Origin of the sequence: Bacterioplanes sanyensis (assembly GCF_002237535.1) — a bacterium.
GTDB classification, from domain to species: domain Bacteria; phylum Pseudomonadota; class Gammaproteobacteria; order Pseudomonadales; family Oceanobacteraceae; genus Bacterioplanes; species Bacterioplanes sanyensis_A.
The window spans coordinates 1,056,033-1,080,649 of record NZ_CP022530.1 but is presented as its reverse complement, the minus strand read 5'-3'; the positions used below and the strand labels follow the sequence as shown (position 1 = coordinate 1,080,649).

Annotated in this window: 18 protein-coding genes; 10 read left to right on the top strand and 8 right to left on the bottom strand. The window is 53.7% G+C overall.

Features of this window, described 5'->3' with window-relative positions:
- Window positions 1-69: 69 nt before the first annotated feature.
- The 4 genes from CHH28_RS05045 to CHH28_RS05030 form a co-directional block, all read right to left on the bottom strand.
- Window positions 70-843 (bottom strand): GntR family transcriptional regulator, encoded by a 774-nt coding sequence (locus CHH28_RS05045; RefSeq protein ID WP_094059285.1) that lies wholly within the window; start codon window positions 841-843, stop codon window positions 70-72.
- A complete protein-coding gene (gene uca / locus CHH28_RS05040; protein WP_094059284.1) occupies window positions 840-4,559 on the bottom strand; it encodes an urea carboxylase in 3,720 nt (1,239 codons plus the stop codon). The genes CHH28_RS05045 and uca overlap by 4 nt, the downstream gene beginning before the upstream one ends.
- Before the next feature lie 27 nt (window positions 4,560-4,586).
- Window positions 4,587-6,416 carry an allophanate hydrolase gene (gene atzF, locus CHH28_RS05035; protein WP_094059283.1) on the bottom strand — a complete coding sequence of 610 codons (1,830 nt, stop codon included), beginning with the start codon at window positions 6,414-6,416 and terminating at the stop codon, window positions 4,587-4,589.
- Between the two features lie 326 nt (window positions 6,417-6,742).
- Window positions 6,743-7,453, bottom strand: a complete 711-nt coding sequence (locus CHH28_RS05030; RefSeq protein ID WP_094059282.1) for a hypothetical protein — start codon at window positions 7,451-7,453, stop codon at window positions 6,743-6,745.
- A 223-nt stretch (window positions 7,454-7,676) separates the two neighbouring features.
- Between CHH28_RS05030 and CHH28_RS05025 the strand changes: the two genes are divergently transcribed.
- From CHH28_RS05025 to CHH28_RS05000, 6 genes are all read left to right on the top strand, one after another.
- Window positions 7,677-8,900 carry an acyl-CoA dehydrogenase family protein gene (locus CHH28_RS05025; RefSeq protein ID WP_094059281.1) on the top strand — a complete coding sequence of 408 codons (1,224 nt, stop codon included), beginning with the start codon at window positions 7,677-7,679 and terminating at the stop codon, window positions 8,898-8,900.
- A gap of 95 nt (window positions 8,901-8,995) precedes the next feature.
- Window positions 8,996-9,826: an SDR family oxidoreductase gene (locus CHH28_RS05020; RefSeq protein ID WP_094059280.1), complete on the top strand. Its 831-nt coding sequence runs from the start codon at window positions 8,996-8,998 to the stop codon at window positions 9,824-9,826.
- Window position 9,827: 1 nt separating this feature from the next.
- Window positions 9,828-10,934, top strand: a complete 1,107-nt coding sequence (locus CHH28_RS05015) for a phosphotransferase family protein (protein WP_233243751.1) — start codon at window positions 9,828-9,830, stop codon at window positions 10,932-10,934.
- Window positions 10,935-11,627, top strand: coding sequence for a histidine phosphatase family protein (locus CHH28_RS05010; RefSeq protein ID WP_094059279.1), 693 nt, complete (start codon window positions 10,935-10,937; stop codon window positions 11,625-11,627). It begins immediately after the preceding gene.
- Between the two features lie 27 nt (window positions 11,628-11,654).
- Window positions 11,655-12,425, top strand: coding sequence for an SDR family oxidoreductase (locus CHH28_RS05005; RefSeq protein WP_094059278.1), 771 nt, complete (start codon window positions 11,655-11,657; stop codon window positions 12,423-12,425).
- Between the two features lie 157 nt (window positions 12,426-12,582).
- Window positions 12,583-13,641: an SMP-30/gluconolactonase/LRE family protein gene (locus CHH28_RS05000; protein WP_094059277.1), complete on the top strand. Its 1,059-nt coding sequence runs from the start codon at window positions 12,583-12,585 to the stop codon at window positions 13,639-13,641.
- Here the strand turns inward: CHH28_RS05000 and CHH28_RS04995 are convergent.
- The gene (locus CHH28_RS04995) at window positions 13,638-16,280 is read right to left on the bottom strand and encodes a S8 family serine peptidase (RefSeq protein ID WP_094059276.1); all 2,643 of its coding nucleotides are present in this window, start codon (window positions 16,278-16,280) and stop codon (window positions 13,638-13,640) included. The two genes, CHH28_RS05000 and CHH28_RS04995, sit on opposite strands and share 4 nt — an antisense overlap.
- Window positions 16,281-16,404: 124 nt before the next feature.
- On the opposite strand from CHH28_RS04995, the gene CHH28_RS04990 reads away from it, so the two are divergent.
- The 4 genes from CHH28_RS04990 (at window position 16,405) to CHH28_RS04980 (ending at window position 21,089) form a co-directional block, all read left to right on the top strand.
- Window positions 16,405-17,913, top strand: coding sequence for a YifB family Mg chelatase-like AAA ATPase (locus CHH28_RS04990; RefSeq protein ID WP_094059275.1), 1,509 nt, complete (start codon window positions 16,405-16,407; stop codon window positions 17,911-17,913).
- Between the two features lie 11 nt (window positions 17,914-17,924).
- On the top strand, window positions 17,925-18,092 hold the full coding sequence (locus CHH28_RS19835) for a hypothetical protein (protein ID WP_157729781.1): 168 nt from the start codon (window positions 17,925-17,927) through the stop codon (window positions 18,090-18,092).
- Between the two features lie 62 nt (window positions 18,093-18,154).
- Complete coding sequence (gene rep / locus CHH28_RS04985; protein WP_094059274.1) at window positions 18,155-20,182, top strand: DNA helicase Rep; 2,028 nt, start codon at window positions 18,155-18,157, stop codon at window positions 20,180-20,182.
- Window positions 20,183-20,342: 160 nt separating this feature from the next.
- Window positions 20,343-21,089 carry a substrate-binding periplasmic protein gene (locus tag CHH28_RS04980; protein ID WP_094059273.1) on the top strand — a complete coding sequence of 249 codons (747 nt, stop codon included), beginning with the start codon at window positions 20,343-20,345 and terminating at the stop codon, window positions 21,087-21,089.
- A gap of 46 nt (window positions 21,090-21,135) precedes the next feature.
- On the opposite strand, the gene CHH28_RS04975 is transcribed toward CHH28_RS04980, so the two are convergent.
- The 3 genes from CHH28_RS04975 to CHH28_RS04965 all read right to left on the bottom strand — a co-directional run bounded on the left by CHH28_RS04975 (window position 21,136) and on the right by CHH28_RS04965 (window position 24,582).
- A complete protein-coding gene (locus tag CHH28_RS04975) occupies window positions 21,136-21,699 on the bottom strand; it encodes an outer membrane beta-barrel protein (RefSeq protein ID WP_094059272.1) in 564 nt (187 codons plus the stop codon).
- Between the two features lie 285 nt (window positions 21,700-21,984).
- A complete protein-coding gene (glmS, locus tag CHH28_RS04970) occupies window positions 21,985-23,799 on the bottom strand; it encodes a glutamine--fructose-6-phosphate transaminase (isomerizing) (protein WP_094059271.1) in 1,815 nt (604 codons plus the stop codon).
- Between the two features lie 21 nt (window positions 23,800-23,820).
- Window positions 23,821-24,582: a DeoR/GlpR family DNA-binding transcription regulator gene (locus CHH28_RS04965; RefSeq protein ID WP_094059270.1), complete on the bottom strand. Its 762-nt coding sequence runs from the start codon at window positions 24,580-24,582 to the stop codon at window positions 23,821-23,823.
- Between the last annotated feature and the right edge of the window lie 35 nt (window positions 24,583-24,617).

Genomic DNA, 24,617 nt, shown 5'->3' with positions numbered 1-24,617 from the left:
TGTTTCTGCTACTGCGACTGCTGCTACTAAAAGCGCCACAGTAGCTAGGTCAGACATGTTAAGTCGCCATCAGGCAGGCGCTTGAATATTAATATTATAACGACTCTTAGCCAGCTGAATGCGGTGCAAAGTAATCTTACGCACCGTGTTCTTGCTCACTTCAATATGATGTTTCAGTTCAGCAACAGCCGTCTCTGCGTTAGCTTGGCGCAGTAGTTCAATAATGCCACTGTGCTCATCATAGGTCGCTTCTATCCGCCCTTCTTGGGTAAAATCGAGGCGGCGAATAATGCGCAAACGCTCACATACGTCCTTATGAATCGCTGCCATTTCCTGATTGCCCGCCAGCTCGACCAGCTCAAAATGAAAACCTTCATCCAAGCCGGCCACCGTTGAACTATCACTTAAGCGCTCTGTTGGCGCGCAGCACCAGATGTTGGTCAGATTGGCTAATAGAGCATCGCGTTCATGGCTAGCGCAGATGCGCCTAACGGCTTCGGACTCGAGTAAAATGCGCACGTCGTACAGGTCTTCAAAATAGCGAAAATCAAACGGCCGCACCTGCCAGCCGCTGCGAAAGTGCACTTGTACGTAGCCGTCACGTTCCAGTCGATACAAGGCTTCACGCACGGGTGTGCGCGATGCCTGCATGCGAGCGGCGATTTCGCTTTCACTAAAGCGATCACCGGGCAATAACTGAAAGTCGAAAATATCCTGCTTTAATTGCAAATAAATACGCTCGGCTAGGTTTTTTGGCCTCGCTGATTTTTTATTTTCAGTTTTTTCATTTACTGGATTTTCAGGCGCCTCTTTATTTGGGTTTTGTGCTTCGACGGTATTCATGCCAGCACCTCCTGCTCGGTTGGCTCAATGCTGAGTACCGCATCCCCCGGCTGCACCGCTATACCTTCTTCACAGCACAAGGTAGCAATAGTGCCATCCATCGGCGCCAAGATTGGAAACTCCATTTTCATGGCTTCAACGATCAACAACACATCGCCGGCTTTTACACGTTGACCTGGTTGCACCTCCAGCTTCCAGATATTGCCGGCAATATCGCTGTGCACCGCTTCGCCATCTAGATCTACGGAAGCAATGCCCGACGCTTGCTCTTTCACTGCACTAAAGGCATCACCGCTGTTCCAATGCTCTACTTCTTTGGCAAAGGCGGCTTGTTGCTGTTGTTTAAAAGCACGGATGCTGTCGTCGTTGTTTTCTAGAAACTTCTGATATTCAGCCAGGCTAAAGTCTTCTTCCGTTATACGAACACTCAGTCGCCCTTCTCTAAAGGCCTCGCGCTGTTGGGTAAGTTCTTCTTCGCTAACTTCGTAATAACGCACCTGATCAAAAAACTTCAGCAGCCAAGGTTCACTAGCAGCAAACTGTGAATTTTTCAGATATTTATTCCAAATCGGTAAGGTACGCCCCACCAGCTGATAGCCGCCTGGGCTGTCCATACCATAAATGCACATATAAACGCCGCCAATGCCCACCGTGCCTTCGGCGGTAAAGGTGCGAGCTGGATTGTATTTTGACGTTAATAAACGATGGCGCGGGTCAACCGGTACGGCACAGGGCGCGCCTAAATACACATCGCCCAGGCCCAGTACCATATAGCTGGCGTCATAAATAATGCGCTTTACTTCATCACGGCTATCCAGGCCATTAATACGCTGAATAAAGTCGACATTGTTGGGCAGCCAGGGCGCTTTTTCCTGCACCGATTGCTGATACTTGGCCACGGCATCTAGAGTGGCGCTGTCTTCAAACGCCATCGGTAAATGCACCACCCGGGTTTTAAGACTCATATTGCGGCTATCGGGCAGACTGGCTTCGGTGCCCAACAAGGCCTGCATTAAATCCTGCTGATGAATGACCCGACTATCGTAGCGAATTTGCAATGAGCGCACGCCCGGCGCCATTTCTTCTAGGCCAGCAATCCCACGCTGTTTCAATGCTTGCATTAACGCATGGATGCGAAAGCGAAAGCTTAAATCCAGCACCACAGGGCCATATTCAATCAATATGTATTTATCACCGGCTTGGCGATAAACAGCTTCTGGCCTGCCCTCGCTGGCCGGTAGTTGCGCCAAAATGGTGGCCGACGCGGTATCGCCAGGCTCTAAACTTGGCTGTCCGAACCTGGATTGTGGCTGGCCGAACTTGGCTTGTTCATTGGCTAGCTCACTAAATGGCCGCAGGGTTTCAATCGCCTGATCAATACTCCGCTCTTGTGCCAAGGCCTGCTCAAAGGTCATGGGCACAAAGCGAATGCGATCGCCGGGTTTTACTTGGCCCACCTTCCATAACTCACTCTGCACTATGGTCACTGGGCAGACAAAGCCACCCAGGCTAGGGCCATCGTGGGTCAGAATTACCGGCATATCACCCGTAAAATTAATCGAGCCAATGGCGTATTCACAGTCGTGAATATTGGATGGATGCAGGCCCGCTTCGCCGCCATCCTGGCGAGCAAATTCAGGCTTAGGGCCGTTGAGACGAATGCCCAAGCGATTGGAGTTGTAGTGGACTTCCCAGTCGGTGGTTAAAAACTGCTGTATGGAGTCTGCGGTGAAAAAGTCCGGCGCCCCATGTGGGCCGTACATCACACCGATTTCCCATACTGCCCCCCCCTCATCACTGTGTGGATAACTCGGAATCAACTCGGCCGGCGCAGCTTGAGCCTTATATTGCGGCGCAGGAGTGGTGCAAGCCGCAATGCTGGCATCGGAAATGGCGAGCATATCGCTGGCGCGCAAGGTACGACCACCGTGGCCGCCAAACTGGCCCAACGCAAAGGTAGAACGGCTGCCCAAATATTGCGGCACATCCAAACCGCCACGCACCGCTAAATATTGCCGACAGCCCTGTTCGACCTTGCCCAGTTGTAATGTCTGCCCGGCTGTTACTGCAATCGGCTGCCACAGTGGCACTGGTGAGCCGTCCAGCACGGCTTGGCTACTGGCACCAGTGAGCGCAATCACGGCATCGCTATGAAACATCAGCTCGGGGCCAATTAACGTGGCTTCCAACGCCGCCGCACTGGCATGGTTGCCAACAATGCGATTGGCCAAACGAAAGGCATAATCGTCCATCGGCCCAGACGGTGGCACGCCGATATCCCAATAGCCTTTGCGCCCAGGGTAGTCTTGCACACTGGTGTAGGTGCCGGGTTTCAGCACTTCGATATGACGCGGCTGATACTCAAACGACTCCAGCGCTCGCGTACTCACCTCGGCTGCCTGAAACTGTGGCCAGGCGATAATCTGGCGTAAATAATCCAGGTTAGTGGCAATGCCCGCCAGCGAGGTGTGATCCAACGCGGTTTGCAGCTTAGCCATGGCATCGATACGATCCTCGCCATGCACAATCAGCTTGGCCAGCATAGGGTCGTACAAGGCGCTCACTTCCGTGCCACTGCTAACCCAGGTGTCGACACGTACATGGCTGTCTTGCGGAAACTGAACATGCGTTAGTACACCGGGGGCCGGCTGAAAGTTTTTCAGTGGATCTTCGGCGTAGATGCGCACCTCAATGGCCGCGCCTTGTATGCGAGGGGCAGACGCAGTGGCGCTAGAAAAGCCCGCCATTTGTTCCGGAGTCGTACCACTCGCCAGCTCGATCATCCATTGCACCAGATCGACGCCCGTCACCATTTCCGTCACTGGATGCTCAACCTGCAAGCGGCTGTTCACCTCTAGAAAGTAAAACTCGTCGCGCTGTTGGTCGTAGATAAACTCCACCGTGCCGGCATTGCGATAATTCACCGAGCGGCCTAAATCGATGGCGGCCTGATGCAGTGCTTGGCGAGTCGCTTCAGGTAAATTCGGCGCTGGCGTTTCTTCCACCACCTTTTGATTGCGCCGCTGCAGCGAGCAATCGCGCTCGCCTAACGCCACCACCTGGCCCTGTCCGTCACCAAAAATCTGCACTTCGATATGGCGGGCGCGGGCGACAAAACGCTCGATAAATACGCCGCCATCACGAAAGTAGTTTTCGCCCAAACGCCGAGTAGTATCGAAGGCATCGCGCAGGGCTTGCTCATCGTCGCAGCGCGTCAGGCCAATGCCACCGCCGCCAGCGGTCGATTTCAGCATAACAGGATAGCCAATCTGCTGTGCCGCTGCTAACGCCTGTTCGAGGCTGTCCAGTAGGCCTGTGCCAGGCGTGAGCGGCACACTCGCTTGCTGGCACAATTCTCGCGAGGTGTGCTTTAAACCAAAGTCACGCATTTGCTGCGGTGTTGGTCCCACAAATACCAGCCCCTGGGCTTCGCATTGCTCGGCAAAGTCGGCGTTTTCACTTAAAAAACCGTAACCCGGAATAATGGCCTGGGCACCGCAATCAAGCGCCAACTGCAGGATACGCTCGCCCTGCAAGTAAGTATCGGCAACACTGCCTTCGCCCAAGCTATAGGATTCATCCGCGCAACTAACATGAGCGCTGTTGCGGTCGGCCTCGGCATAAATGGCGACGGATGCTATGCCCATGCGTTTGAGTGTGCGGGCGATGCGCACGGCAATTTCACCGCGGTTGGCAATTAAGACTTTGTTAAACATGGCTCTCTCCTTGTCTGGGCGGTGAAATCAACGTTGTGTGGTCGACCGTTGTGCGATGTAGGCGCGCCAGCCACCAAAGTGGCTGATGTCGGTGGCGCTAGGTACAGCGGCGGGTTCGCAGATAAAGCCTTTAACCAATCGGCCATCGGCCAGCTCTAACGTGCCGATGCCTAACGGCTGGGGGATTTCGGCAACAAAACTGCCAAACGCCGCCAGATCGAGGCGCCACAACTCAACAATGATGCTGTGGCCGTCCTCACCTTCTGCTGCGCGCACCAGACCCGGCTTAGGCGGTGTGGTGTTGGCTAAGGCGTATAAACGGTAATGACTGGCGGTGTGGGTTTGCTCGAGTAACTGAGCGTGGCGACTGGTGAGCTGATGGTTGAGCGGCATGCCGGTTAAATGCGCACCGACCACGGCCAGCACCACAGTTTGCTCTGGGCGCACGTCCAATAATGCAGGCGCCGTCGGCAAAGCCAGCTCGGCTTGCCAGTGCTGAGCAAACTGCAGCAATGCCGACTCACTAAAGGCTGGTGCAATCAATGTAATGCCAAAGGGCAAACCGTCAGCGCGCAAGTGAGCCGGCACTGCCAGCGCAGATAAATCAGCCAAGTTCACAAAGTTGGTAAAGGTGCCTAAGCGGCTGTTGATCTCTATCGGCGCGCTATTCACCTGCGCTTGGGTTGGCAAGCAAGGCGTCGTTGGCACCCACAAGGCATCAACCTGTTCGAATACTTGCTGAATCTGTCGGCTTAAGGCCTGGCGCTGATATTCGGCGTTAAAGGCATCCACAGCCGAAGCCTGATCGCCTTCGCCAATAATGGCGGCCACCACCGGGTCTAAATGGGCCTTGCTGTTAGTGCGAATAAACTCGCCAACCGCGGCAAAACGCTCGGCTACCCAAGGGCCCTGATACAGCAGTTCAGCCAGCTGCAGCATGGGGCTGAAATCTATGGTCTTTAGACGGTAGCCAAGGCGCTTGGCCTGCTGGCACGCCTGTTCAAACGCCTGCTGCTGATAGTCATCGCCAAACCAGTCGAGTTGCTGTGGCACTGCTAGGGTTTTAACCTCGCTTTTACCGGTAGAGGCCAGGGGGCGAGCATAACTGTCTTCGCCGTCGTACTGAGCTAACACCTGGTAGACGCTATTAGCATCCTGGCTGTTCAAGGCAAATACCGAGATGCAATCGAGGCTGCGACAGGCCGGCACCACACCGCGAGTGCTGATCACACCGCGACTGGGCTTTAATCCCAACAAATGATTAAAACCTGCCGGTACCCGGCCAGAACCTGCGGTATCCGTACCCAAAGAAAATGCCACCTGACCTCGTGCTAATGCCACCGCCGAGCCGGAGCTGGAGCCGCCGCTGATGTAGTCAGAGTTAAAGGGGTTGGGTACCGCACCGTAGGGTGAGCGTGTGCCGACTAAGCCAGTGGCAAACTGATCAAGACTGGTTTTGCCCAGCACAATGGCACCGGCTTGTTTTAACAGCGCCACGGCGTGGGCATCCTGATCGGGCAGGTAAGCAAAGCTCGGGCAAGCGGCCGTGGTGTTAAAACCCGCGACATCAATATTGTCTTTAATGGCGCAGGGTACGCCGTATAAAGGCAGCAGGCTGATATCACCACCATGCTGTTGTAGAAGCTCTGCTAATTGCTCCAGCTGTTGTTGCAATTGGGCTTCACTGGCCAAGCTGATCCAGCTACTGCCATCCGTGTGCTGGCCATCAGTAAATTCACTTTGTTCAATACTGGCGCGCAGTGCTGCCAATAATTCCGCCGGGCTTTGGCCCTGACGATAAGCCTGCAGCCAGTCGTTGATCGACCATCCCAATGGGGTTTGAAAATCCGTAGTCATCGTTGTCGCTCTCGTCACATCCGCTGTGTGCGGAATTGAATTCAACCTTGTATACAAGAGACAGAGCGATGAGCGTGCCAACCCAGTTTTTGCTAACGACAAATAGGCCTGTAGCCCTTGTTATGAATGGGCTAGAGGATTTTTGAATATTGACCCTTTGGCCAAAAGCTATGCGAGCTGCGCACTGAAAATGCACAGGAAAATGCGGAAATGAGATAAGACGGTGCGCAAGAAATGCTGCCAGCAGCTTGGAATAAAAAAGTAGAAACGGCTGGAAGAAGCGCGGAGAAAGAAAAACCGGTGCCATGCAGGCACCGGCAATCAATTTATTGAGCTACGCGAGTATGCACACGAGTGCTCAACTGAGTTGGGTAGCCGGCGCTACCGCTCATATCGTCTTGGCCGGTGTACATCACATCGCCGTCCACATGGAAAATGGTGCCATTCTTGAGCGCGGACGTCAGCTCTGTATGCACCATTTCTAGAGCGGCACAGTTGGTAATGTCGACCTTTTTACCAATTTCCCAGTCAGCACCACAGGTGTTGCTTTGGTTCATGGCACTGATCCACTCTGCATCCTGCGGAGCCATTTCAGCAGTGACATCACTGGCACGGGTTTTAATTACGGTTTGACCCGAAGACAAAATCTGCGTGCCTTCGAAAGAGTGAGTGCCACTAAAGGTCATCACCACTTCCAGATTGGTGCAAGAGGAGTCCTCATAGCTTTCAATCACATAGCTGTAATTGTCACCGTCAAAGGTCAGAGAGCCAGTATTGCCAGAACCGCCCTCAACCGCTTCACAGTCGTAGACCCAAGTACCTTGTAACGACTCCAGGCCTGTTGCGCCAACAGTATTACCACCGTCTTCATTGCCATCGGCCGGTGTTTCATCGCCACCGTTGTTGTTATCGCCACTGTTATCCACGGGAGGAGTCGGTTCATCGCTCGATGAACTGGACGAGCCACCGCCGCCACAAGCGACCAGCATGGAAGAAGAGAGTACCAACGCCAACAGCGTTAATTTGTTGGTTTGCATAAAGACCATCCTTAGATTGGTTAGTAAAACAGGGCCGCTAAATTAACGAATCGCCTGACAAACTCAAGATCGACTTATCGCCAACCCCAACCCCGTCGCAGATTAATTTGTGCACACACCGACTAATTCGTCAGCTGAATAATCAAGGATAGATATCATTCATTTTTATTATCATCAGACCCATTCTAATCTGCCCACATACAGATCAGCCTTCGGAGTAACCATGGACTTTCAGCATTCCGCCAAAGCACAAGACTACATCCAGCGCGTGCGCGCCTTTATTCGCGATGAAATCGAGCCCATTGAGGAAGATTATCTGCGTGAACTGCACAGCCGTGAAAACAAGTGGGTGGTGTTGCCCATCATCGAGGAGCTGAAAGCCAAAGCCAAAGCTGCAGGCTTGTGGAATTTGTTTTTCCCCAATGAAGAGCATGGCGTCGGCCTGAGCAACCTGGAGTATGCACCGTTAGCGGAGTTGACGGGGCGCTCTTTTATTGCCCCAGAGGTATTCAACTGCAACGCCCCAGATACTGGCAATATGGAAGTGCTGGAAAAATATGGTACGCCGGAGCAGCAGGAGCAGTGGCTAAAACCACTCATGGCCGGTGAAATACGCTCCGCTTTCTGCATGACCGAGCCTGGAGTCGCATCTTCCGATGCCACCAACATGCAGGCCACGGCCATGGTCGAAGGGGATGAAATTGTGCTGAACGGGCGCAAGTGGTGGAGCACAGGGATTGGCCATCCTAACTGTAAGGTCGGCATCTTTATGGGCCTAACCAACCCGGACGCTCCGCGCCATCAGCAACACTCGATGGTGTTGTTCCCAATGGACGCACCGGGCGTCACTATCGAACGCATGTTACCCGTATTTGGTCATTATGATGAGCCTTATGGCCACGGTGAAATCCGCTTTGATAACGTACGCGTACCGGCGGGCAACATGATTGCTGGCCCGGGTCGCGGCTTTGAAATTGCCCAAGGACGTTTAGGACCTGGCCGCATTCATCATTGCATGCGTTTGATTGGTATGGCGGAAAAGGCACTGGAGCTGATGTGCATTCGTGCATCTGAGCGCACCGCGTTCCGCAAACCGTTGGTGAACCTCGGCGGCAACCGCGACATCATCGCCAACGCGCGCATGAACATCGAGCAGGCGCGGTTACTGGTATTAAAAGCCGCCTGGATGATCGATAAAGTGGGCGCCGCAGGCGCGATGAGCGAGATTTCTCAAATTAAAGTCATTGCTCCGAATATGGCGCAGGAAATTATTGATGCCGCTATGCAAATTCACGGTGGCGGCGGCTTATCCGATGACTTCCCACTGGCTGCCATGTTTGCCGGGGCCAGGGCGCTGCGTTTGGCGGATGGCCCGGATGAAGTACACCGCGGACTCATAGCCAAGATTGAAATGATCAAATATAAGGCTCATATGGCGCACGACTGATGTCGTTGCGCCGATGGCGGCACAAATGCCCCTTAACAGGTCATTTGGAACAGAATAATAATCTTTCATCCTAATCCTGCCAGGCGAGATACTTTATGCAAACCGTACTGATTACCGGCGCGGCCAGTGGCTTAGGCCGAGCACTGGCACTGCGTTACGCCCGCGAAGGCGCTGACATCTGTATTGCCGATATCAACCCTGAAGGCAGCCAAGAAACGCTCAACTTGGTGCGGCAGGCCGGTGGCCAAGGCTGGGTGTACGAATTAGATGTGCGCTCAGAAGCTCAGTGGCTGCAACTGCAAGACGTCGTGCAACAACGCTGGGGACGTATCGATGTGGTCATTAATAATGCCGGGGTCGCTACCGGTGATCGCATAGACGCCGGTGAATGGGCGTGGTGGGAATGGGTCATTGACATCAATGTTAAAGGCGTTGCCCTGGGCTGTCGTACCTTTACACCGATGATGAAAAAAGCCGGAAAAGGTCACTTTATTAATGTCGCCTCACTTGCCGGCTTGATGAAGGCGCCCTCTATGGGCTCGTACAACGCCAGCAAAGCCGCGGTGGTGGCCATTTCAGAAACCATGCACTTTGAACTCATGCCGTACGGTATTGGCGTAACGGCACTGTGCCCAGGGTTTTTCCGCACCAATTTGAACCATGGCATGAAAACCTCCGACCCGGACATGCTCAAGTTTGTCGACAAGGTATTTGAAGCGTCGGCGTTAAATGCCGACGACATCGCCGAAGCGGCCTATCAAGCCATGCTCAATAACACCATGATTTGTAATCCGCACCCCGTGGGCCGACGCAGTTATTTTATTAAGAAGTATTTGCCGTTTTTGTATCGTCGTGGCGTGATAAAAATGGCTGAGCGCTTAAAACAGCGAGAGCAAAGTCGCCTTTCTTCTACCGGTGGCCACTAATATGACAATACAACAAACCATGAGCGAGCAGTTTGTTGATCAGGCAAAAACACTGCGCGATAGCGATGCATTTGATTTACAGGCGGTGCATGATTGGCTAAATGCTCAGGGGTTTGATTACGGGTCGCAACTGCCACAGATCAAACAATTCTCTGGCGGCGCATCCAACTTGACCTATCACCTATTGTATTCGCCAGACTACGCCAATAATGATCTGATTCTTCGCCGCCCACCGGCGGGCCATAAAGCCGCCAGTGCACACGACATGCGGCGTGAATTCAATGTGATGCAACGGTTAAAACCCGTCTATCCATATGCACCGGACATGATCGCATTTTGTGACGATGCCAGTGTGATAGGCGGCGATTTTTATCTGATGCAACGACTGCGCGGCATTATTCCACGGGGTAATTTGCCCAAAGGCATGCTGCTGAGTAAAGAACAAGCTCGCAGCCTGTGTTATTCCGTTATCGATAAGTTAATCGATCTGCATCAGGTCGATTATCAAGCCGCTGGGCTGCAGGATCTGGGCAAAGGTCAGGGTTATGTGAAGCGCCAGGTCGAAGGCTGGAGTCAACGCTATATTAAGTCCAAAACCTGGAATGTTCCTGGGTTTAAACGCATTATGACCTGGTTGCAACAGCAACAACCGGAAGACGTCAGTACCTGCATTATCCACAATGACTACCGTATGGATAATTTGGTATTAAACGCCGACAACCCAGGTGAAATCATTGGTGTGCTTGACTGGGAAATGGCCACGCTAGGCGACCCGTTGATGGACTTGGGCGGTGCTTTAGCCTATTGGGTACAAGCCGATGATGATCGACTCATGCGCATGATTCGCCGCCAGCCCAGTCACTTACCCGGCATGCTGACTCGCGAAGAAATTGTCGACTATTACTGTGAAAAAATGGGCTTCGATCGTTCCCATTGGCCATTTTACGAAGTATTTGGCCTGTTTCGTTTGGCCGTTATTGTGCAGCAAATTTATTACCGCTATCACCACAAACAAACCGATAACCCAGCATTCAAACACTTTTGGTTATTCGTGCACTACCTGCATTATCGCTGTCAACGTGTTATCAAACATTCAGGAATAAAGTAGATGGCCAGTATTCTATTGGTCAGACATGGGCAAGCCAGTTTTGGCAAATTAAATTACGACCAACTCTCTGATACCGGCTTAATGCAGGGAGAGCTGGTCGGCAAAGCACTGGCAATGCGTGGTTTTGAGGCATCCATAGTCGTACACGGTAGCATGCAACGTCATCGTCAGACGTTTGAGTCCGCCCAGCGCCATTGGCCATCTCTTGGACGCGTAGTGGAGATGGCCGAATTTAATGAATTTGACTCGGATGACGTCATTGCCTGCGCCTTTCCTCAATTTCGCAACAAGGCACGCCTTGGTGCTTGGCTGCTGACGCGGAAAAACAAAACACAGGCGTTTCAGGAATTATTTGCACAAGCCGTGCAACGCTGGACCAGCGGCGAACACGATAAAGACTACAAGGAATCCTGGCGTCATTTTTGCCAACGAGTCACTCACGGCTGTCAGCAGCTAATGACACATCACGGCGGCAAAAATATGGTGATATTTACTTCAGGCGGCCCGATTACCGCGCTGGCGCAACACTGTTTGCAACTGAATAATGAGCAAGCGTTTGAACTGAACTGGACGCTTCTTAATGCCAGCATCAGCCAACTCTTGTACAGCCGCCACGGCCGTGTCAGTCTCGCTGCATTTAACGAACAACAACATCTGGCACAAGCCGGACAGCATTTTTTGACCTACCGCTGATGGCGGTTCACACAAGGAAACTCAACTATGAACCCTCAAACACTGTTTGACCTCACCAATCGCGTTGCCTTAGTGACCGGTGCCAGCCGCGGCATAGGAGAAAGCATTGCCAAGTTGCTTGCCGCCTCCGGTGCCCATGTCATTGTTTCCAGCCGTAAATTGGATGGCTGTCAGCGCGTCGCTGATGAGATTAAAGAAGCGGGCGGCAGCGCCGAAGCTCTAGCCTGCCATATCGGCGAAATGGAGCAGATAGACGCTTGCTTTAATGCCATCGAAGACAAACACGGTAAGCTCGATATTCTGGTAAATAACGCCGCGGCCAATCCCTATTTTGGCCATATTCTAGATACTGACCTAGCCGCCTTTCAAAAAACCGTCGACGTCAATATTCGCGGATATTTCTTTATGTCTTCGGCTGGTGCCAAGTTAATGAAGAAAGGCGATGGCGGTTCCATTATTAACGTTGCCTCAGTCAATGGTGTGGTACCAGGGGATATGCAGGGTATTTATTCCATTACCAAATCCGCCGTGATTGCGATGACCAAAGCCTTTGCTAAAGAATGTGCACAGCAAAACATTCGTGTGAATGCCCTGTTGCCTGGCCTGACCGATACCAAATTTGCCAGCACCTTAACCAGCAACGATGCCATCCTAAAAATGGCACTGATGCACATTCCTATGAAACGTGTGGCCATGCCCGATGAGATGGCCGGGACTGTGTTGTATTTAGCATCCGCTGCTTCCAGCTACACCACAGGTTCAGCGATTAATGTCGATGGCGGCTATTTACTGGTTTAAGCATTTTTTATACGTGGTCGGTGCCTTTATGGCACCGATTAAACACACCGTTTTAGTCGTCACTCTATATCTACAATCACCCTAGCTTGGCAACGTACTTTTCTCGTGGCGAGGCTGTCGCTATAGTCGAAGAAATTTTTCTGGCCTAGCTTCTGCAATGAAAACATTATTGTTATCCCTTACCACCGCCACCCTGGTGGTGGTCGGCATTCTGTTTATGCCCTCCCCGATTGACTCCATTGCCGTGACTCCAAGCCAAGCCATAGCGCTTGAGGGCCCTTGGCACAGCAACGATGCGCTGCAAGCGGCGCAAATTACGGCATTGCCTCCGGGTCAGTACGGCGGTGAAGACGTCGCTCGCGACAAGCTGGGCTGCCTTTACACCGGCACAGAGGACGGCTCCATTCTGCGTAAATGCCCTTATTCAGAATGGGAGCAGTTGCTGAATACCGGCGGGCGGCCGCTCGGGCTGGCATTTGATCAACAACAACACTTGATCATCGCCGACGCCGATAAAGGCCTGCTGCGTATGACCCCAAAGTTTGAGCTGCAGGTGTTGGCTAATAAATATCAGGGGCAGCCCTTAGGCCTGGTTGATGATGTGGATATTGGCAGTGATGGCACGGTGTATTTTTCCGATGCCTCAACGCGTTTCAGCCTCGATGACGTAATGCTCGATATTCTTGATGGGCGACCCTCTGGGCGCCTGTTTGCCTACCACCCCGCTACCGGGAAGCTGGAGTTGTTAGCGCAGGAGCTGGCCTTTGCCAACGGTGTCGCAGTGGCCGCTGATCAAAGCTACGTGTTGGTGAATGAGACCTTCCGTTATCGCACCAGCAAAGTATGGTTAGCCGGTGAGCGCCGCGGACAAGTGGAGCCGTTTCTGCAAGCGCTGCCTGGCCTGCCAGATGGCATTGCCCGCGCCGATAACGGCACTTATTGGCTGGCATTTTACGGCTTGCGACCAGAGATGGTGGATCGCCTGCACCAATCGCCGTGGCTGAAAAACCAGCTCGCCAAACTGCCCAAGGCGCTGGCGCCAGTGCCGCCGGCATATGGCCTGATTGTGCAAGTCGGCAGCGATGGCCAAGTACTGCAAACCCTGCATGATCAAGCCGCCGTCGCTATCGGTGGCGTCACCTCGGTACAGCCAGAGAAAGACGGCTTGTACCTCGGCACCTTGCACATGAATCGCTTGGCCAAGTTGCCTTATTAACGCTGCAAACCTTCGGCGGGCGTTGATGCTGACTGACTCTGTTGGGTTTCAGCGTCGACGCCGCCGCCAGCCACCACCCGCACCAGGAAATTCAACCCGCTGATATCGCTGTCAGTGACCTCGATGATTTGCTCTGCTCCCAACGCCGGGTAAGCGCCGCAGGTTTCTGCTGGGGTACAAATAAAACTGTCGACGTCCATATCGGTACCGGCACTGATGCGATACTCACCTGGTGCAACGTTGGTAAAGCGGAAGCTGCCATCGGCTTCCACCGCCTCACTGCTGACCGTGGTATTGCCACTGCGGTCCAACAACAGCACATAATGCTGGGTTAGCTCACCCTCAACCTGCTGGCTGCCAATCACCAAATACACCGGCACCGTCAAGGCATTGCCGCTGCTCGGCGTAATCGTTACTTCCGCGTTGTAGAAGCCATCGGCCAAACCGGCCGCATTCACCACCGCGTTATAACGGCCAAGGCCCTGACCATCCACCGCCGACGGCGTTAGCGATAGCCAGCTGGCGTCATCTTGCACAGTAACACTAGGGGAACCGCCGCCGATGTTGCTGACACTTAGGCTGGCGCTGGTGGTTTGATTGAACTGCAGCTCCGCTGGGCTGGCACTGAGCTGCACTGGCAATTCTGGCGCCTCACCGCCGTTGGCCAGTGCCAGCGCCGCCCTGACCGCCTTACTGGCATCGATCAGGCCATAACCAAAACTGTTATCGCGGCCGCTGGCTCCCAAGTCCTCGGTCAGATCACCGGCGGTCAGTAGCTGATCAAACTGCGCCGGAGTCAGCTCTGGGTAGGCGGCTTTCATCAACGCCACCACGCCGGCGACATGTGGTGCTGCCATCGAGGTGCCTTGCTCGAACATGTAACTTGGGCGGCGACTGCCGCTTTGATCGTCAACGTAGGTGCTGTACACGCCATCTGGGTTGCCATCACGGTTCAGGTCGCGACGCGCATCGCCGCCGGGCGCGGCCACATCGATGCTGCTACCAAAATTGGAGTAATACGCCAAAGCGTTGTTGAAAGTCACCGCACTGACCGACACCACGCCATCGTAGGCAGCCGGGTAACTGGGCAAGCTGGTGGCCTCGTTGCCAGCAGCGGCAACGATGATCACACCCGCGTCGCGCACACGGCGGAAGGCGTCTTCTTCAGCGGCAGAATAACTGCCACCACCCAGCGACATATTGATAACGTCAGCACGGCGCGCTGGCACCGTGCCACTGTCATTGCTTAAGCCTGCCGCCCAAAAAGCGCCTTGAATAATGTCGTAGGTGGTACCACCACCATCGCCCAATACGCGCATCGGCATCACCTTAGCGCCCCAGCTGACGCCAGCCACGCCACTGCCATTGTTGTTGGCTGCCGCCACGGTACCGGCAACGTGCGTACCGTGCCACGAGCTTTGCCCGCGCGTGGCACTGTCGCCTGGGTCGTCTGGGTTGCTGTCGATGCCATCGCCATCACGCGAGATCGACGGCAAGCTTATAAAGTCGTAGCCATCGACCAGCTGACCGGCAAAATCCGGATGGGCCAGATACACGCCGGTGTCCAACACCGCGACAATCGGTGCTGGTGACGCCGTCTCTGCCAGCGCCAAATCCCATGCCTGGGGTAAGTTGATGGCAGGATAATGCCACTGCCAGTTGTAACCTGGGTCATCTGGTACACGCAGTGGCTGGCGAATGTAGTTCGGCTCAGCGTAGGCCACGTCGCCTTGCAAACGCAGGTGCTTAATATCAATCAAGGTCTGACGGCGGCGCTCAAAGTCGTTTTGTGGCTGCGCTTTGGCGTTGAAATTACGCGCCAACACCGAAGTGTTATTAGCCAGCAATACCCGTTGTGGTCTGCTTGCTTTGTTACTGCTCGAACGCGCCGCTGGGTTGCCCGAGCGATAACGCACGATGGCTTCGCCATCAACAAAGTTATCCTGACTCACCGTCTGCGAGCTGGCCGCAGCCGAGCCTGGTGGCAGCAAGCGCAGCACGTACTTCGACAAACCGTCGTAGGCGTAGACGTTAATAAAGTAATCCCCCGTAGACGGCACCACCAATTGCTCGTATTCGGCGGTGTCGGTGGACGACAGCGGCGTATCAGAGCCAGATTCGATCATGTACAGGTCTAGGTCGTTGCTGGTTTGGAAGAAGAACTCACTGGTTTGCGCATCCACCACCTGCAGCTGCACGACTTGACCGGCTTGCAAACGGGCGCGGAAATAATCATCGCGATCGGTGCTGCGCGCAAAGCGCGACAGGCTCGGGCTGGTATTGGCGGCCACGGCCGATGCAAAGCCTTGCAGCGTGACAATATTGGGCAGCTCCTGCGCGGTTTGCGGGCTGTTGTTATCGGCGAAGTCGGCGAAGATGTCGTTCACATCCGAGTCAACCAACAGCGAAGCCGCCGGTTCCAGAGAGCCAGATAATGTAAAAGAACTCGACTGCGGCGCCGGCGTTTCCGGTTCCTGAGGCTCTTGTGGCTCTGGTTCTTGTGGTGCGGGTTCTTGCGGCTCAGTAATTGGCTCCGGAGGCTGCTGACGGTCTGAGCCACCACCACCTCCGCCACCACAAGCTGTCAGCAGCAGAGCGAGAAAAATAATGGTGGATGTCGCTGGCCAAGTTGCAGACATAACACAGTCCTCCGTTCACAAGTTGTCAGTATCGCACCCAAACACGGGTTTTGCAGGGAATACACTTTGTCAGTCATGTGACACTGCAGTACTCTGTGACCATCATTTGCGCAAAGGATTGCCTATGTCCCTCGCTCAGGTACTGACCCGGGCACAATGTGGGGTAGACGCCCCAGAAGTGCGGGTAGAAGTGCATTTATCTTCCGGGCTGCCGTCACTGTCGCTGGTCGGATTGCCCGAAACGGCAGTGAAAGAAAGTAAGGACCGCGTGCGCAGCGCGCTGATCAACAGCGGCTTCGACTTTCCGGCCAAGCGCATCACCATCAACTTGGCTCCAGCCGATTTGCCCAAAGAAGGCGGTCGCTACGACTTGGCCATTGCCTTGGGCATTCTCGCAGCTTCAGCGCAAATCCCCAGCCAAGCATTGCAGCAACACGAGTTCATCGGTGAACTGGCACTCAGCGGTGGTCTGCAGCCGGTGCGCGGGGCATTACCGGTCGCGCTGCAAGCGGCCAAACAGCAGCGGCGCTTGGTGGCACCTCAAGACAATGGCGCTGAGATCAGCCTCTGCCGGGACGCTGACGCCGTTACCGCCAGTAGTTTGGCCGAAGTCAGCGCCTATCTTCATGGCCAGCAAACGCTGTCAGCCTCGACGCCCACCGACCTAACCGAAGAGACATCGTGCACGTTGGATCTGGCCGATGTGCGCGGCCAGCAACAAGCCAAACGAGCGTTAGAAATCGCCGCAGCAGGGCAACATAACCTGTTGTTTATCGGCCCACCGGGAACCGGTAAAACCATGCTCGCCAGCCGCTTGCCCGGCTTATTGCCGGCCATGAGCGACGCCGAGGCACTGCAGGCCGCGGCCGTTCACTCACTGTCCTCACGCTCGTTAGATTGGTTGCAGCATTGGCGCCAACGGCCGTTTCGCGCGCCTCATCACACCGCTTCAGGCATTGCGTTGGTGGGCGGAGGAGCGCACCCAAAACCGGGAGAGATCTCCTTAGCGCATGGCGGCGTGCTGTTTCTCGATGAGCTGCCCGAATACAGCCGCAAGGTACTTGACGTTCTGCGCGAGCCGCTAGAAAGTGGCCGTATTGTAATCAGCCGCGCGCAGCAAAGTGTTGAATACCCAGCGCAATTTCAATTACTCGCGGCGATGAACCCTTGCCCGTGTGGATACCACGGTGACCCAGGCGGGCGTTGCCGCTGCACTCAGGAACAAGTCCAGCGCTATCAAAGCCAAGCCTCCGGTCCATTGCTTGATCGCATCGATATGCACGTCGCGGTGCCGCCGGTGCCCATTACTCAGCTGCAGCAACTTCCCACCGGGGAAACCAGCCAACAGGTGCGCATCCGAGTGATGGCAGCACGAGAACAACAGTTGCAACGCCAAGGCTGCAGCAATGCACAGCTCAGTAGCCGCCAGTGTCAGCAGTTATGCCAGCTGCAGGCCGAAGATGAGCAGTGGCTGCGCCAAACCGCTGAGCAACTGAAACTGTCTGCGCGGGGTTATCATCGTTTACTGAAAATCGCTCGCACCATTGCCGATTTGGCGCAACAGCCGGACATCAGCCGCATCCATTTGGCTGAAGCCATTGGCTATCGTGCGTTAGATCGTTACCTGACTTAGGATATTTAGGCATGTCACGCCAGTTTCTCGTATTTATGTTGGTGGTGATCGGCACTGTGATGGCTTTGGTGCTCTATCACCTCAACACCGACAGCCCATATACGTCGGAAGTCTTTTTCGGTGGCCAGCTGACCTATGAGTCAGGCACACCAGAATCGCACTGGCAACACAGCAGCTGAGGCCAAACGCTGGCGGTGGTAAACTTGCGCGTTGGCAAGCATTCTCACAGCGGTTACTTTTTGTGGTTGATCTCTCCCAGCTAAACCCCCGGCAACATGAAGCGGCGAAGTACATTGATGGCCCCCTGCTGGTATTGGCCGGGGCCGGTTCCGGCAAGACGTCGGTGATTACTCGTAAGATTGCCTACCTGATCGACGCTTGCGGCATCAAAGCGCATCATATTGCAGCGGTGACCTTTACCAACAAAGCCGCCAGGGAAATGAAAGAACGGGTCAATGCCCTAGTGGGCAAGGGCGGCGCCAAAGGCCTAACTGTATCGACCTTCCACAACCTCGGCCTCAATATCATTCGCCATGAGCTGAAAACCGCTGGCTACAAATCGGGCTTTTCGATTCTCGACCAAGACGACTGCAAAAACATCATTCGTGACGTCATGCACCGTGAGCATGGCGACGACGGCGATATGATTGAACTGGTGCAAAACAGCATCAGTAACCTGAAGAATGACCTGATCACCCCAGAGCACGCCTTGCAGGTAGCACAAAGCCCGCAAGAGATGATGATTGCCCAGACCTACGCCGTCTATCAACGAATGCTGAAGGCCTATAACGCTGTCGATTTCGATGATTTGATTCTGGTGCCAACGCTGTTGTTCCGCGACCACGCAGACGTCTTGGCGCGCTGGCAAAAGAAGATTCGCTACCTGTTGGTGGACGAGTATCAGGACACCAATACCAGCCAATACGAGCTGGTGAAGTTTCTTGTCGGCCAGCGCAGCGGACTGACCGTGGTTGGCGACGATGACCAATCGATCTACGCTTGGCGCGGCGCACGCCCGGAAAACCTGGCGCTGCTAAAAAAAGACTTCCCAACGCTGAAGCTGATTAAACTGGAGCAAAACTACCGCTCCACCGGTTTGATTTTGCACGCCGCCAACCATGTGATTGACAACAATCCGCATGAATTTGAAAAGAAGCTGTGGTCAGACAAAGGCTATGGTGACCCGATCCGTATTTTGAAGTGCCGTAATGACGAGGCAGAAGCCGAGCGCGTCGCTACTGAGATCATTGAGCGGCGCATGCGCTACGGCTGCAGTTATCGTGACTTCGCCGTGCTGTACCGCGGCAATCATCAATCTCGTGCCATCGAGATGAAGCTGCAATCCTTTCAAGTGCCGTACAAACTCAGCGGTGGCCAATCGTTTTTTGGCCGCAATGAAATCAAGGACATCATGGGCTACCTGCGCTTGCTGATTAATCCCAGCGACGACGCCGCCTTTTTGCGCATCATCAATACCCCGAGGCGCGAAATCGGCCCGACCACCATCGAAAAGCTTAGTGAATACGCCGCCATGCGCGGTACCAGCTTGATGTCGGCGACCACCGAAATGGGGCTGGAACAGGTACTGATGCCAAAAGCGGTGGACCGCTTGCGCCGCTTCGGCCAGTGGCTGGAAGGCATTACTCGCAACGCCTACACAGATGACCCGGTGGCGGCGATCAAAGAGCTGATCAATGACATCGATTACGAAGGGTGGCTGCTGCAAAACTCCGGCACACCACACCAAGCAGAACGGCGCATGAAGAACGTTTGGTTTCTGGTCGACTCAGTGGCCAAAATGATCGACAAAGCCGAAGAAGTCGGCGATGAAGTCACCATTGAAGACGCCGTCGGTAAACTGGTGCTGCGCGATATGCTGGAGCAGCAAGAACAAGAAGACGAAAACGATCAGGTGCAGCTGCTCACCTTGCATGCCTCCAAAGGCTTGGAGTACCCACATGTTTACATCATTGGTATGGAAGAAGAGCTGATGCCGCACCGCAACAGCATCGAAGCCAATACCATCGAAGAAGAGCGGCGGCTGATGTATGTGGGAATTACTCGTGCCAAACGCACACTGTCTCTTACCTATGCGGCGAAAAGACGCCAGTACGGCGAAACCGCCTCAACCACCCATTCACGCTTTTTGGATGAATTGCCGCAGAAGGACGTTGAATGGGAAGGCAAAACCGAGACGTCGGCCGAAGAGCAAAAACAGCGTGGCCAAGAAACCCTCAATAGCTTAAAAGGCATGCTGGCCGATTTTTAAATCGCGAGCGTGCCCTTTAGCGCCAAAACTATTGACTCCTCAATCAATAGAAGCAGCACTCCCGCCTGCTCTATTCAAACGAACTTTTCTGCACTATCGCTGGCCTTTTCACACAGCTGCCTATACTCACAGAACCGTTTGTTTGTCCGAGGACACCATCATGGTTCGACTGCTCACCTTTGCTCTACTAACTGCTACTGCCTGCTGGAGCCAGGCAGAAATGCTAAAGTTCTGCGGCGATAAAGCCGGCTGGCCACCCTACACCTACGAGGCCGGTGGCGAAATACGAGGTTACGACCTGGATGTATTAGACGCGATATTAACGCCCGCTGGCGTTAAATACGAAGTGCAGATGCTGCCATGGAAGCGCTGCATGCAGGACACAGACACCGGCAAAGTGCATGTTGCGCTGAGTGCCTCGGCCAATGATGAACGCCGTAAAACCTTTCGGTTAACCGACTACTACTACACAGTGCAGCCGAGCTTTATTTACCAAAAGGATAAATTTCCTGATGGCATTCAAATGTCTGCAGATGATGCCAACAAACAGTACAAAATATGCGGACTACGCGGCTATAACTACGCCGGGTTTGGCATCGACTCAGAAAAAGTTGATCGTAATACCAATAACTTCGAGCAGCTGTTGAGTAAAACTTCGGCAGGGCGCTGCGATATTGCCTTGGCCCGCTATGAAATTTTGGCAGGGTTCGAATTAATCGGACAAAAACTGTTAGACGATAGCTGGGGCTACAATGCCATTCCAGGCATTGAAGGCGATAAGTTTTATATGCTAGTCAGCCGTAATACGCCGAATAGCGAACAACTTGAAAAACAACTGAGCGATGGTATTGCCAAACTTCGTGCAGATGGCAAGTTAGATGAGTTTATTAAACCGTATTTTAATTAGCGCCTCGGTGATAGAGGCACCATAAGGTGCCTCTAACAACGCAAACTTAGAACTTAAAGTTTACGCCAGCGCTCAGGCTAGAAATATCACTAGCGTACAAGGTGTAATCCGCGACAATAGACAGTTTTTCAGTCGCCTTAAACTCACCACCCAGCCCCAGCAACAGCTTGATTTCACTTGCTTCTGAAGATGCAGAGTAGCTAAAGAAAGATGTGCTAGAAGAAACTTCTGCTTCTACGTTCACGTAATTGAGACCGCCTTTAACATGGCCAGACACTTGTTCGTTAAACGCCAAACTTGCTTTCATCGCGCCAAGAACAGAATAACCAGAGTACTCAACATCGATGGTACTGAAAGTACCTTCGTCGTTACTGCTAGTGCCGAAGTAAACAAATCCCGCTTCTGGAGTCAGACTAACATTTGCAGGCAAGTTCACGCCTTTTAAGGGCGCACCAGCTAAAACGCCGAAGCCAACAGCACTATCGAAGCCGCTCACACCAAAATCGGTCAGATGTAAACTACCGCCAACGTACTTGTTATCCAAATCCAACTGCATCGCTGAAGCATTAACACTGGCCAGCAAAGCGGCCGCTAACAATGTCTTTTTCACTCTTCTTTCCTTAAATGGGATATCACTGACACTTTTCAAATCTGAAGAACGGCGCCCATAGAAGGCTCTTCAAATTAAGCGCAGGCATAGTAACGGTGCGCCAAATACTTTGCAATTTGGCCAATGAGATGCACTTCAACAATTTTGTATTTTTTTGCCAGCCTGTCGTAAAAGTTACACAACGGGCAAACCATGAAAATATCTCCTTTAGCTGTGCATGAACCATTGCTCGGTTAAAGCTGCGAAAAGAGGTTTCAGACTAGCTAGCCCGTTATATAAAGGGTGTTATTCCACCGTCACACTTTTCGCCAAGTTGCGCGGCTGATCGACATCCGTGCCTTTGATCACCGCAACGTGATAGCTCAGCAATTGCAAAGGCAAGGTATAGACAATCGGGGCAATCAGGTTGTCGCAATGAGTGACCGGCAGCACGGTGACATTGTCTGATGTGGTTAACCCCGCAGCTTCATCGGCGAAAATAGTTAACTCGCCACCTCTGGCACGTACTTCTTCGATATTGGACTTTAGTTTTTCTACCAGTTGATTATTGGGTGCCACCACAATGATCGGCATTTCAGCGTCGATCAATGCCAATGGACCATGTTTCAACTCGCCCGCCGCATAGGCTTCAGCGTGAATGTAGGAAATTTCTTTTAACTTAAGCGCCCCTTCCATGGCGATGGGGTATTGACTGCCACGCCCCAAAAACAGCGCATGATGCTTTTCCGCAAACCGCTGTGCCAATGCCTGAATATCGGCGTTCATCGATAGCGTCTTGTCGATCAAATCCGGCAATTGCTGCAAAGCGTCCGTCAGCGCCGCCTGTTGGTGCACATCCAATCCTCGGCCGCGACCCAATGCTGCGGTTAATAACAACAAAGCCACCAGTTGCGTGGTAAAGGCTTTGGTCGACGCCACGCCCACTTCAACACCAGCACAGGTCATTAATGCCACATCCGATTCACGTACCAAGGATGAGCCCGGCACGTTACAAATAGTCAGTGTGCGCTGGTAGCCAATCTCTTTCGCCAAACGTAAGGCCGCCAGGGTATCGGCGGTTTCACCGCTTTGCGAAATCGTCACCAGCAATGATCGTGGGCGCACCACCGAGCGGCGATAGCGAAACTCCGAGGCTATTTCAACGTTGCATGGCAGCTGCGCCAGACTTTCGATCCAATAGCGCGCCGTCATGGCCGCGTGGTATGACGTGCCGCAGGCAATGATCTGCACCTGCTCGATGTCACTCAGATCGCCCAAGGCTTCGAGATTCAGCTCACCGTTCTCAAGCCGCCCGGCCAGAGTTTGTCGAATGGCGTGGGGCTGTTCGTAGATTTCCTTCAGCATGTAGTGACGGAAAGCACCTTTGTCACCAGCATCATGCTCGACGGTCGATTCCTGCACACGGCGCTCTACCGCCTGATCGTTCAAGTCAAACACCTGATAATCATGGCGCTGCAGTAGCGCCACATCGCCCTCTTCCAGAAAGGCAAAACGCTGAGTTACCGGCAACAGCGCCAGCTGATCGGATGCGACAAAGTGCTCGCCTATGCCCACGCCAATCACCAGCGGACTACCGCTGCGCGCCACCACCAATTGCTCCGGCAGCTGTTGATCCATCACCGCCATGCCGTAGGCACCGGTAAGCTGTTTGCGTACCACCATCACTGCCTGCAACAACTCCACACCCTGACGACGCTGCTCTGCGATTAAATGAGCGATCACTTCGGTGTCGGTTTGCGACTCAAACACATAACCCTGAGCTTCAAGTTGCCGCCTTAGCTCGGCGTGGTTTTCGATAATGCCGTTGTGTACCACAACTAAACTACCGGACTGATGAGGGTGGGCATTGGCTTCAGAGGGCTGACCATGGGTTGCCCAGCGGGTGTGGGCAATGCCTGTTCCGCCAGTCATCGGATGTTGCTGCAAAGCATTGGCCAGCTGTTCGACCTTGCCCAAACGGCGCACGCGTTGCAGTTCTGCCGCTGGGCTTAATACCGCCATCCCGGCCGAGTCGTAGCCGCGATACTCCAGTCGTTGCAAGCCCGTCAGCAAAATATCCGCCACGTCCCGCTGCGCCACGGCGCCCACAATGCCACACATATGAATGTCCTCTATTAACTGTCACTCTGTCACGATGTCTATTTGTACGCCGTGCGCTTCGATTTGCTGTTGTTGCTCACGGCTAATGCCAGAGTCGGTGATAAATACGTCGATTTGCTGCCACGCCAGCTCTTGATTAGGAATACGCCGGCCAATCTTGTCGGACTCGGCCATCAGCACCACTTGGCGCGACACCTGCGCCATGGTTCGGCTGAGCGTGAGCAGTTCGTTGAAGGTGGTGGTGCCGTGCTGCAGATCAATGCCATCACAACCAATAAACAGCTGATCAAAGTCATACGCCTGCAACACTTGCTCGGCGACTTGGCCCTGAAACGATTCACTGTGACCATCCCAGGTACCGCCAGTCATTAACAGCGTCGGTTCGTTTTCCAACGCCAATACCTGGCGCGCCACCAGCAGTGAGTTGCTCATCACCACCATCCCACGACGCTGCTCCAGAAAGGGAATAATCGCTGACGCGGTGGAGCCACTGTCGATAATGATGCGCTGATGGTCGCGAATACCTTGTGCGGCGGCGGCGGCAATCGCTTTCTTTCGGTTCGAAATTTTACTACCGGTTTCGAAAGTGGAGCCGTCGGCCGCAGCAATGGCGCCGCCATAGCGCCGAACCAGAACGCCGCTGGCCTCCAACGCCTTCAGGTCTTTGCGTATCGTTACTTCGGAAGTTTGCAGCTGGCGTGCTAGTGGCTCAACCTGCACTTCGCCATGCTGCTGCAGTAGAGTCAAAATCTGTTGCCGTCGTTGTTGAGTTACACCACGCACTGCTACCCACTTAAAGTTTCGATTCGAAATTTAAT